Annotated in this window: 4 protein-coding genes; 1 reads left to right on the top strand and 3 read right to left on the bottom strand. The window is 69.0% G+C overall.

All coding sequences use genetic code 11. The annotated features are described in order from the left end of the window. Window positions 1-201: 201 nt before the first annotated feature. From ACWETB_RS06725 to ACWETB_RS06715, 3 genes are all read right to left on the bottom strand, one after another. A complete protein-coding gene (locus tag ACWETB_RS06725) occupies window positions 202-3,567 on the bottom strand; it encodes an arabinosyltransferase domain-containing protein (RefSeq protein ID WP_348810242.1) in 3,366 nt (1,121 codons plus the stop codon). Beyond that, complete coding sequence (locus ACWETB_RS06720) at window positions 3,560-6,934, bottom strand: arabinosyltransferase domain-containing protein (protein WP_348810243.1); 3,375 nt, start codon at window positions 6,932-6,934, stop codon at window positions 3,560-3,562. Before ACWETB_RS06720 ends, ACWETB_RS06725 begins: the two co-directional genes overlap by 8 nt. 100 nt (window positions 6,935-7,034) lie before the next feature. Next, entirely contained in the window at window positions 7,035-7,730 is a 696-nt protein-coding gene (locus ACWETB_RS06715) for a hypothetical protein (protein WP_449742590.1), read from the bottom strand. A 110-nt stretch (window positions 7,731-7,840) separates the two neighbouring features. On the opposite strand from ACWETB_RS06715, the gene ACWETB_RS06710 reads away from it, so the two are divergent. After that, window positions 7,841-11,260, top strand: coding sequence for an arabinosyltransferase domain-containing protein (locus ACWETB_RS06710; RefSeq protein ID WP_452210104.1), 3,420 nt, complete (start codon window positions 7,841-7,843; stop codon window positions 11,258-11,260). The last annotated feature ends 74 nt before the right edge of the window (window positions 11,261-11,334 follow it).

Here is an 11,334-nt window from a genome sequence, read left to right as displayed (position 1 = left end):
CGTTCCTCGGGGCTACTCGACCGGCGGGGGGATGGGCGCTCAACCGGCGGGGGATGGGCGCTCACCCGGGGGGGGGTAGGGTGCTCGACCGGCGGGGGATGGGCGCTCAACCGGCGGGGGATGGGCGCTCAACCGGCGGGGGATGGGCGCTCAACCGGCGGGGGGATGGTGCTCAACCGGCGGCGGTGAGCACGGTCAGCGTCAGTTGGTGATCGCCCGCATCGGTCCGGGGGTCCAGAGTCCGGTGTGGACATCCTGCGTCACTTCGAGATTCGCCACCGGAACCTGATCGACCAGCGGGGTCAGCTTCTGCAGACTCCCCCAGTCCTTGGCCCAGGCGTTGCGCAAGTAGGACGGCAACACCGTCGGCCGCAGATCGTTCTCGACGATGCCGAGCGGGCCGCCGTAGTCACCGGCCATCCAGCGCCGCGAGTTCACGCGTTCACCTTCGGCGTCCGGGGTGATCCGCCACTGCGGAACCTCCAGGATGCCGTTGTGCACACCGGCCGGCCGCTGACATGGGAAGGCGAAGGCCACCTCCCAGTCCAACAGCACCGGATCCTCGCTGCCGACAAGATCATTCAGTGTCGTCATCGGCGTGACGCGCGGCGGGGTGAGCGCCAGCCACTGGGCCGGATCCGAGCTCGTGTCGGCAGCGACGACGCGCACGACAGTGGCGCGCGGCGGCGCGGATTCCAACGGGAAACGCAGGTTTCGCCACTCGGGGGCGGTGTCGATACCCAGCGGCACCATCGAGGCGACGGTCGTCACCCGTCCGTCGGGCTCCACCCGCCCGAACTCCACCGTGAGCTTCTGCCCCGGATGCGTCACCGCGAGCTCGTCCACGTACTGCACCTGCCCGGCCACCGACATCGTGACGAGGGGCTTGTCCTCACCGCGTGCGGGCAACTGATACCAGTCAGAGGTCAACTGCGCCCGGCCATTCGGCGCCCCGAAGCTTCCGAGGACGGGCACCCGGGACTGATCCAGACCGAACGGCAGTTTCACCGACGAACCGTTCACACCCTGATTGGCGGTGGTGCCGCCACCGGTGTCGGACGATCCCGCGGTGCCCTCCGACAGATCCTGCGACGTGGTCGGTTCGGTCTGCGCCGGGTCCTGCGTGGTCGCATCCGAGCCATCGGAATCGTCGTAGGTGTCCTCGAGATTGGTGGCCACGCCGTTCGGTGTGAAGCCCGTCATCCCGGTGCCGGCCAACGCCGCCCCGGGCGACGGATTGTTCTGTCCGGCAACCTGTGCCGGTGCGAGAACTCCCTTGTTCGGGTCGGCCTCGACGAGTACCGCGTCGGCCAATGCGCACGGATTGCCCCGCAGCGCATTGACGTTGGAACTCGCCCATGACCACGAACCGCGCTGTGTCTGAATCGCTTTCGCGAACGAGATCATGTTGAACACCAGCACGATCGCCAACACGATGGCCAGCGAGTACGTCGGCATCCGCCCGAGCCACCCGCGCACACCCGTGCTCGACTCGTCGACCGGCTCGCCGGCCTGGGCGCGACGGTCGTCGCGGTAGTACTGCCACGCACCGAGAATCGTCAGCGCCACCGCGACGAGCAGGATCGGAATGTACAGTTCGATACCCGCGACGTTGGGGGTGTCATCACCCCACGGGATTCCGTAACTGCCGACGTACCACCACTGATTGCGGCCGGCGAAGGTGACGGCGAGCACGTAGGTCGCGGCGGCCGCGATGAACGTGCGATTGCATCGCCGGCGGATCACCTGCGGCGAGATCATCGCCGTCGCCGACGCCACCAGCACGCCGGTCATGCAGGCGAACGCGCCCATCTGATGGGTGGCCTTGGTGGGCGAGAATGCCAGCACCAGAACGGCTCCGGCCAGGATGGCGACCATTCGCCACAGTGGTGCCGTCGCGATGCGCGGCACCCGGCGTTTGCTCAGCAGGGTGAGCACGATGATGATCACCGCGAGGAAGGTCACGAAGATGCCGATGCGTCGGGCGATGGACCCGTCGGTGGTCGGATTCTGCAGGATGTAGTACCGCATCGCCTCGGTCCACCACTTGTTGGTGGGTCCGACGATGCCCTGCACCTTGACGCCCTCGAGGATCGACGCGAGGGGCTGATCGGCGAAGATCTCGTACAGCACCAGCACACCCGACGCGAGAATCGGCACCAGCACCGGCAGCCAGCCGTCGCGGCGGATGCGGTAGCGCAGGCGTGTGACGATGGGCCGCAACGCCGCAACGAGTGCGAGTGCGGCGATCGCGCCGGCCGGGTGCACGGTCAGCGTGAACGCGGCGACGATGATCGCCAGCGTCAGCGGGAACAGCCGACCGGTGGCCACCGCGCGTTCGACGAGCAGCCAGGTCGCGAGGATGCCGACCGCCAGGATCGGCTCGACCCGCAATCCGTTGTTGAACGCCAGCCACACCGCCAGGAAGCCGAACGCGCCCGCCCACCGTGCGGCGGTCGAGGTTCGCACGGCCGCGCCGATCCGCCCGAACGCGGCCCGCGACAACAGGAACCAGCCGGCGAGGGCGAACAATAACGGCAGCAGTCGCAACCACGGCGTGGCCGTACTGACCTGCATCCACAGCGCGAGGTACTGGTAGTGCCATCCGAACGGATCCTGCGGCACACCGAAATACCGGTAGTAGTTGTCGAGGTACCCGGCGCCCGGCGCGATGCGTCCGACGGTCAGCTGATACCCGTCGTCGGCGGTGTTACCACCGATGAACAGCCAGATCACCAGGGTGGCAACGACCACCACGTCGGCGAGGGTGATCCGCCACCACCGTCGAGGCAGCCAGCGACGCACCTTGCGGCCATCCTGCGAGTCGAGGATCGCCAACGCGACCAGGGAGGCGATCGTCATGATCACGCCGACGATCGCGGCGATCAGTTTCAGCGCCGTCGGGCTCGACACGAAGCGGGTGTCCACCGTGGAGCTGTACGAGAGGCCTTGGTCGTCAACATCCTTGGGCAGGTCGGTGAAGACGCCGATGATCTGTGGTCGCGCGTTGGGGTCACGCAGATCGAAGCTCGGGGGTGCCCCACCGTCGGTGGACAGGCCCCGGATCTCGCCGCGGGTGCCCCCGGTGTCGGCATGGATCACCACCGTGCAGTCCGGGGTGCTCTGCGCCTGCTCCCGGGGCACGTTGAGCAGCACCGCATTTCGCTGCGTCACCAGCAGACGGTCCGAGGTGGCCCGGACGAACAGGCCCACCTTGCCGGCCTCGACCCCACTCTGCGGGACCGTCGACACCAGGACCCCACCCTCTGCGGGCAGGTCGGCGGCCAGCCGGCACGGCACCGTGATGTCCATGTTCGTCGGCGTGTAGGACACGTTGGGCGCCACCACATTCTCGACACCCTGCTGCGGCCAGTTGAGCACCACCTTGGTGAAGCTCACCGGTAGCAGCGGCATCGCGACGGCCAGCAGAATGCCGATGGCGCCGGCGACGACGGCAACGATCCGAGCGATCCGGATTCTGCGGTCGGACACCCCCGCCCCGGACACCCCGGTCCCGGATGCCCTGGTCTCGGATGCCCCGGTCTCGGTCACCTCGCGGTCAGTCATTCTCTGCCACCACTCTGATCGCACCGTCGCGGGTCCATCCCCATTGTGTCGCCTCGCCGGTTCCGATCCGGGCCGCCGGGGCGTCGGGCACGAGCGGCGTGAGCCGTTGCAGGCTGCCCCAATCGCGGTACCAGTCACCCTCCAGATACGTCGCCAACGTGTCCGGCTTCGTCAACGCATCGGCCGTGGTGAGGGCACCACCACCGATCGCCGATTGCCACGACTTGGATTTGGAGAAGGTCGTCGTGCGATCCGGGGTGATCCGCCACTGCGGGATCTGGCTGACGCCGTTGCTGACGGTGGCCGGCTGCTGGCACGGGAACTGGCTGCCCACCGACAGATCCAGCAGCACCGGGGCGTCGGAGCCGACGAGGTCCTGCAGGGTCGTCAGCTGTGGAGCTCGCGGCGGGGTGAACGCCAGCCACTGATCGTTCGCCAGGTTGTCGTCGACGGCGACGATCCGCATCGCGGTGGCCTGCGCGGGCACCGCGGACATCGGGATGCGCAGATTCCGCCACGGCCGATTCGGGCGGTCGGGCCCGGGATCGATCGGCACGTACGACGCGCCGATGCGCCGGAAGTCGTTGCCCGACACCGTGCCGAACTCGACGGTCAATGACCGGCCAGGGGTGATCACGCCGTCCTGGTCGACCGAGAACACCGGTCCGGCGGCGGTGATGACGATCAGCGGTGAGGAATCGCGGGCCGGCAGACGGTAGGGCAGCGAGGTCAATTCGGCGGTGCCGTTGTCGTGGCCGTAACTGCCGAGCACCGGTGTGGTGGCCGGGTCCAGACCGAAGGGCAGCGCCGCCGTGGAGCCGTTGACCCCGGCCGGGCCGACGCCGCCGATCGTGCCGGGCATTCCCCCGGTCACCACGTAGGGTCGCGCGAGATTGCCTGCGGTGTTGATGGTTCCGGCGCCCAGCGTCGTCGACTCCGGGGTGAGGTCGCCGGCGACTCCGTCGGGGGTGAAGCCACTCTGTTCCCCGGCCAGCGCCGCGGAGATGTCGGTGGTGCCGATCGGTTGCAGCGCACCGGCATTCGCGTCCGGCTCGACGAGCACCTTGTCGGCCATGCCACACGGGTTGCCGGTGACGGCCGCGACGTTGGCCCCGAAGGTGGTGTAGGTGTCACTACGGTCGGCGGCGGCCTTGGCGAACAGCACCAACTCGGCCAGCACCACCACCGAGACGATCACCACCATCGGCGCCGAGGCGAGACCGGTCCGCCAACCACCCGCCGACGCGGAATCTGTTCGCACCCGACCCTTTTCGGCGTCGATGTCGATGCGCAGGTGGAACCACACCGCGACCGCCAGGGACAGGACCGTGAGCACCAGGAACACCGACGACAGCGGCCGGCCGGCGAGGACGGGCGCCTTGTCGAACCAGGCGATACCGAAGTCGTAGGCCCAGCCCCAGGCGTTCTGGCCGGCCACCGACACCGCGCACACGAACATCAGGCCGGCGATGTAGATCCACAGATTGCGTGGTGAGCGTCGGGCGATCTGCGCCACCGCCACCGTGGTCACCGCGGCCATCGCCGCCGCGAGTCCGGTGTAGATCCCGAACTGCACGGTCCACTTGGTCGGGGTGAACGACAGCAGCAGCACGGTCAGTCCGACGGCACCGATGAGACGCCACACCGGTGCCGAGTCGACACCGCGGATGTGTTTGCGGCGCAGCATGATCGCCACGGTCACGAAGATCGCCGCGAAGAACAGCAGCACCGGAACGCGACGCACCATGGTGCCGTCGGTGGTGGTCAGGGTGAGGTAGTAGTACCGGAGGAACTCCTGGTACCAGGACAGTGTCGGGCCGACGGTCTCCCGCACGCGCAGCGCCTCGGCGACGGTGGCCAGGCTCTGGTCGCGGAAGACCACCATCACCACGAGCCCGGCCGCCGCGGCGAGCGGCGCGAGCAGCGGCACCAGTCCCGATCCCCACAGCGTGCGGCCACGCCACCGTAGGTGCAGGTCGGCCGAACGCAGGCGCAGGGTGCGCAGCATCGGCCGGGAACCGGCCAGCAGCAGCGCGACCGCAATCACTCCGTGCGGCGCCAGGGCCAACGTCATCCCGGCGGCGAGGGTCGCACCGGCGGCCGGTAGCAGTCGCCGGGTGGCGACTGTCTGCTCGACACCCCACCAGGTGAGCAGCGAACCCAGCACGATGATCGGTTCGGCGCGCAGCCCGCTGCACAGCGGCATCCAGAAGGCCACGAAGACCGCCGCGGCGGTGAACATCGCCCACTGCGACCGGCGGATCGCGCCACCGAGTCGCGGCAGCAGGATGCGGCTGAGGATGAACCAGCTCGCCAGCCCGGCCAGCAGGGCCGGTAACCGCATCCACACGCCGGCGGTCGACACCTGCGACCAGAGCGCGAGGAAGGAGTAGTACCAGTCGAACGGCGCCTCGGGGATGCCGAAGAATCGGTAATAATCGGCCAGGTATCCGGCGTCGACGCTGTTGCGCGCCATCCCGAGGATGTAGCCGTCATCCGACGATCCGGCGCCCAGGAAATGCCAGATCACCAGCACCGCCGTCACGACGATGTCGACGGCCCGCGGCATCAGCAGTCGACGGACGTCGATCCGGCCGATCCGCCGGTGATATCCGCCGATGACGTCGAGGGCCGCGATCGCGACGAAGGACAGCAACGCCGCGAGAACCCCGAGGATCATCACCACGAGTTTCAGCGCCGACGGACTGGTGTCGAAGCGGTTGTCGATGTCGACGCGCACGGCCAGACCGGTGGTCGAGTCGAGATCGGTGAACAGCCCGGCGATTTGTGGCTGGTCGGCGGGTTCGGCGGTGCCCGCCGCGTCCGGACCGCCCACGCCGAGGAATCGGGCGCCGACCCCGTCACGTGCCGACCACACGTGCAGCCGGCGGCAGGTGGTCAGTTGGTCGGCGGTGGCCGCGGCGATCTCCGTGCCGCGGGTCACCACGGTGACCCCGGTGCGGGTGGCGGTGATGACCAGGGCGCTGTCGCGGGCGCGCTGGGCGTCGGCGGGCATGGTCGTCAGGACGGTGCGGCCACTCGTGTCCGCTGCGCGCACGGCGTCGGAGAGGAGTCCGCAGTCGGCGCTGACGTCGAGCCTGGCGGCGGTCTGCGCGGCCAGCGGCGCGGTGACCCCGGGTGTCGCCTGCTGCGACTGACCCTGCGGCCACGTGATGGTGGCCGTGTGGGCGGTGACCGGCAGGAACGGGGTCAGGATGGCCGCGATGACGGCGACGCACCCGGCGACGGCGCTGAGCAGGGCCCAGAACCTCGGATCGGAGTGGATCCGGCGGCCGCCGATGTGGAGTGCACGAGTATCGCCACGCCGATCGGGCGTGACGGACGTCGGCGTCTGGGGCTCACTCATCTCAGTCGGACACAGTAGTGGACGATCCTGGGTGGTCGTCTCGGTGCATCGGATTGCGGCATCGGATCATGCCGGGGAATCCGACAGGCCGGACTCCGCGTCAGCGCTGTGCAGACGAATACCTGAGCAGTTCCAGGGCCGTGTTCTTGATCATGATCTCGGCCTGCACCCGCATCCTCGCCTCGACGGGTTCACCGTTGCGCGCGGCCACCTCGACGGCGGCGGCAGCCGACTGGACGCATCGTGAACACCAGTCGCGGGCGATCACGTCGCCGGCGGGCAGGGGTTTGCCGAACGGATAGAGCACCCGCGGGCCGATCTCGACGTCGGCGGGACCGGTCTCGATCGCCGGGTTCACCGACTGACAGGCGAAGGGACTCCCCCAGTGTTTGACGAGGCCGACGACACCCTTGGATTCGACGACGTCGAGTGCCGGGACCTCCACGCAGTACACCGCCGGCACCCCGTGGACGTCGGGCGCGATGAAGTGCAGTCGTGGCGCGCGCTGCCCGCAGCGCTCACAGACCCACGGGTCGTCGGAGTCGAACACCCGCGCGGCGAGCTCCTCGGCCGCGGTCAGTTTCTCCTGATCGGGCTCGTCCGGATGCCCGTCGGTGGTGCCGGGCCGTTTGAGGAAGGTGTCGCGGCTCTGAACGCGGCCGTCCCGGGACCGCAACCAGTCCTGATAGCGCGGCGACCACAACACGCGACGTGTGGCGCTGTGCGCATGCGGCAGGACCACCGCGTAGAACTGCGAGAACAGTTCGGGACCCGACATATCGCCGTCGAAGTGCATGCCGCCCATTATCGTGGCCCGACGGGCTCTGCGGCACCGACCGACACGCATCCGCCCGCAGTACGCGCCCGCTCGGTTCCTCTCAGTTCCGTCACATAGCATCAATCATCGTGCCCGCGACAGCCCCGCCTCCCGCGTCGGGATCACCTCAGCAGGCGTCGGCGGCGGACGCTCGGCGCGGCGTTCCGGTCGGCGTGATCGCCGTCGTCTCCGGTGTGCTCGGGGCACTGCTGTGTCTGCTGACCCCGCTGCTGCCGGTGACGGTGAAACAGTCGTCGTTCGACTGGCCGCAGGCACAACTCGCCGGTGACACCTCACCCGACGTGGTGGCCCCGCTGATCGCGCAGACCCCGCAGTCATTGGACATCTCGATTCCGTGCACCTTGCTGAGCGCGACACCCGCCGACGGCGCGGTCGTCCTGTCGACGATGCCGACCGCCGCGCCGGACAGCAAGAACAAGGCCCTGTACGTGACGGCGAGCCGCGACGCGGTGTCGGTGACCTTCCGCAACACCCAGGCGGCGAGTGCCCCGCGGTCGGCTCTGGGGCGGTGCTCGCACGTGCAGATCACCTCGTCGGCGACGGGCACCGGCGCCCGGTTCGTCGACGCGGCGGGCGCCGAGCCCGAGGGTGTGCGGTCGGCGGGCGATCTCGGTGCCGATGCCCGCCCGCAGGTGGACGGCATGTTCACCGCACTGCCCACCCAGCAGATCAGTGCGGCCGTCGACCAGGGTCTGCGTGCCCACGTCGAGATCGACAGCCGGTTCACGAGTTCGCCGTCGACGATCAAACTCGTCGTGATGATCCTCGCGGTGATCTGCGTGATCATCTCGCTGATCGCGCTGTTCCTGCTCGATCGCGAGCACGGGTATCGACGCCGGATCACCGCCGGACGGTCCTGGTGGACGGTGCTGTGTCCGCGACCCACCGACGTCGGCGTCACCGCGACGCTGATCGTGTGGTTGTTCCTCGGTGCCGGTTCACCCGACGACGGTTACATCCTGACGATGGGGCGGACCGCGGACTCGTTCGGGCACCTGGCGAACTATTACCGCTTCTACGGCATCCCCGAGGCGCCGTTCGACTGGTATTACTCCTTCCTCGCGCACTGGGCGGGCGTGTCGCCGTCGCTGCTCTGGATGCACATCCCGCCGCTGATCGCCGGGCTGGTCTCGTGGTTCGTGCTGTCGCGGGTGTTGCTGCCCCGCCTGGGCCCGGCCGTGGCCGGAAACCTGTCGCGGGTGCGCCGGTGGGAGGGCTGGGCGTGCTGGGCCGCGGCGACGGTGTTCACCGCGTTCTGGCTGCCGTTCTGCAGCGGACTGCGCAGTGAGCCGATCATCGTGGTGGGGTCGCTCCTGACATGGTGGGCGGCGGAGCGGGCGATCGCGACGCGGCGCCTGTTGCCGGCCGCGGCCGCCGCCATCGCCGCCGGTTTCACCCTCGCCTTGGCACCGCACGGCATCATCGGCGTCGCCGTCCTCGTCGTCGCGGCACGGCCGTTGCTGCGGGTGGTGCTCGCCCGTCGCGCCGCCGGACAATCCGTGGCCGCCCTCGTCGCGCCGATCGTCGCGGCCGGTCTGTTGATCCTCGTCGTCGTCTTCCGCGATCAGTCGTTGGCCTCGGTCGTCGACGCGGTGCGCATCCGCTATCTCACCGGTCCGGTGATCTCGTGGAATCAGGAGTACCTGCGGTACTACTTCATCGCGGTGGAGACCAAGGACGGCGCCCTCACCCGACGGGTACCGCTGCTGCTCTTGTTGGCCGGACTCATCGTCTGCGTCGCGGTCATGTTGCGGCGTGGGCACATTCGCGGCATCGCACCCGGACCGGTGTGGCGCCTGATCGGCACCATCGGCGTGACCATGCTGCTGTTCGCCTTCACCCCGACCAAGTGGACCATCCAATTCGGGGTGTTCGCGGGTGTCGGCGCGGGGATCGCGGCGTGCGCGACGGTGGCCGTCGCGCAGTCGGCGGCACGCTCCACCCGCAACCTGACCGTCTTCGTGTCCGCATTGTTCTTCGCGCTCGCCGCGGCGATGGCGGGCAAGAATGCCTGGCCGTTCGCCTACGAATTCGGCATCTCCTGGTTCGACCGGGCCCCGGTGGTCGCCGGCGTCGGAGTGTCGACGATCTTCCTGATCCTGGCCGTCGTCGCCGCGATTGTCGCTGTGTGGCAACACCTTCGGCTCGACTACGTGACCAACAAGGGTCTCGCCCACGGCGGCGGTGACAGCCGGTCGGATCAACGTCGCCTGTTCCTCGCGTCGTCGCCGATCGCGGTGATCGCCGCGCTGATGGTGATCTCGGAGGTCCTGGTGTTCGCCAAGGCCGCGGCGGTCCGGTATCCGGCGTTCACCGTGCTCGGGGAGAACCTGAACACGGTGCGCGGCAACAGTTGTGGGCTGGCCGACGACGTGCTCGTCGAACCGGACCCGAACGCGGGCATGCTCGTCCCGGCGGGCGGCGAGTCGGCCTCGGCGGCGCTGGCGGGTGCCGGCAGTGGCGTGACGTCAACGGGTTTCAGCCCCGACGGGGTTCCCGACGACCTGTCACCGAAGTCCGGCAGCGCCCGCCCCGGCCAGATGAATGTGGCCGCACCGTTTTCCCAGCCGTTCGTCGTCTCCGGCGGACTGGAGGCCGGCACCACCGGTGGACGCGGGCCCGAAACCGTCAACGGATCGACCGTCGCCCTGCCCTATGGCCTCGATCCGGCGACCACGCCCGTCCTGGGCAGCTACGGGTACGTGGGGCAGGCCACCCTCACCACCGGCTGGTATGACCTCCCGGCCCGCGCGTCCTCTCCGCTGCTGGTGTTCTCGGCGGCCGGATCGGTGGCCAGTGTCGACATGTTCGGGGTGTACCAATTCGGTCAGAAGCTGGTGGTCCAGTTCGGTCGCCCCGGTGCGGGCGGCGGCGAGCAGGGTGGTTTCGAGCAGATCGGCCCCGACGTCGTACCCCTCGACGCGGGCCCGACCATCATCAACCGCCCGTGGCGCAACCTGCGGGTGCCGATGTCGGCGGTCCCGCCGGCCGCGACGGTCATGCGATTGTCGTTGTCGGACAACAATCTCGGCGCCGACCAGTTCCTCGCCATCACACCACCGCGGGCGCCCCGACTGCAGACCCTGCAGCGGGTCGTCGGCACCGCGCCGGCACTCATCGACTTCACCGTCGCATCGCATTTCCCGTGCCAGCAACCGCTACAGGTGACCAACGGTGTGGCACAGGTTCCCCGGTGGCGCATCCTGCCCGACTACGTCGCGGCGAACTCGCAGTCCAAGACGTGGCAGGACGCCGACGACGGTGGGCTGCTCGCGGTGTCGGAGGGCACCACCTCCGCACAGGCGGTGCCCACCTACCTGAAAGACGACTGGCATCGATCCTGGGGTGCACTGGAGAAGCTGACGCCACTGGAACCCGAAGCCGTACCGGCACAGGTGAACACCACCGGCCGCTCGCAATGGGGATGGTCCGGACTGCGCGTGTCCGGGCCGACGACGATCCGGGTGGAGTCCTCCGATGACAACTGATCCCCAGCCGACCGAGCCCCAGACCACCGTGTCCCAGACCACCGAACCCCCGCCAACCCCGTCACCCGGCAATG

The sequence above is a fragment of the Gordonia sp. NPDC003950 genome, assembly GCF_053605205.1.
The sequence above is the reverse complement of the archived record's forward strand: the minus strand, read 5'-3'. Positions and strand labels throughout refer to the sequence as shown.

Coding starts and splice junctions, on each gene's coding strand:
- ACWETB_RS06725 (WP_348810242.1), bottom strand. CDS start 3,567: ATGACTGACCGCGAGGTGACCGAGACCGGGGCATCCGAGACCAGGGCA.
- ACWETB_RS06720 (WP_348810243.1), bottom strand. CDS start 6,934: ATGAGTGAGCCCCAGACGCCGACGTCCGTCACGCCCGATCGGCGTGGC.
- ACWETB_RS06715 (WP_449742590.1), bottom strand. CDS start 7,730: ATGCACTTCGACGGCGATATGTCGGGTCCCGAACTGTTCTCGCAGTTC.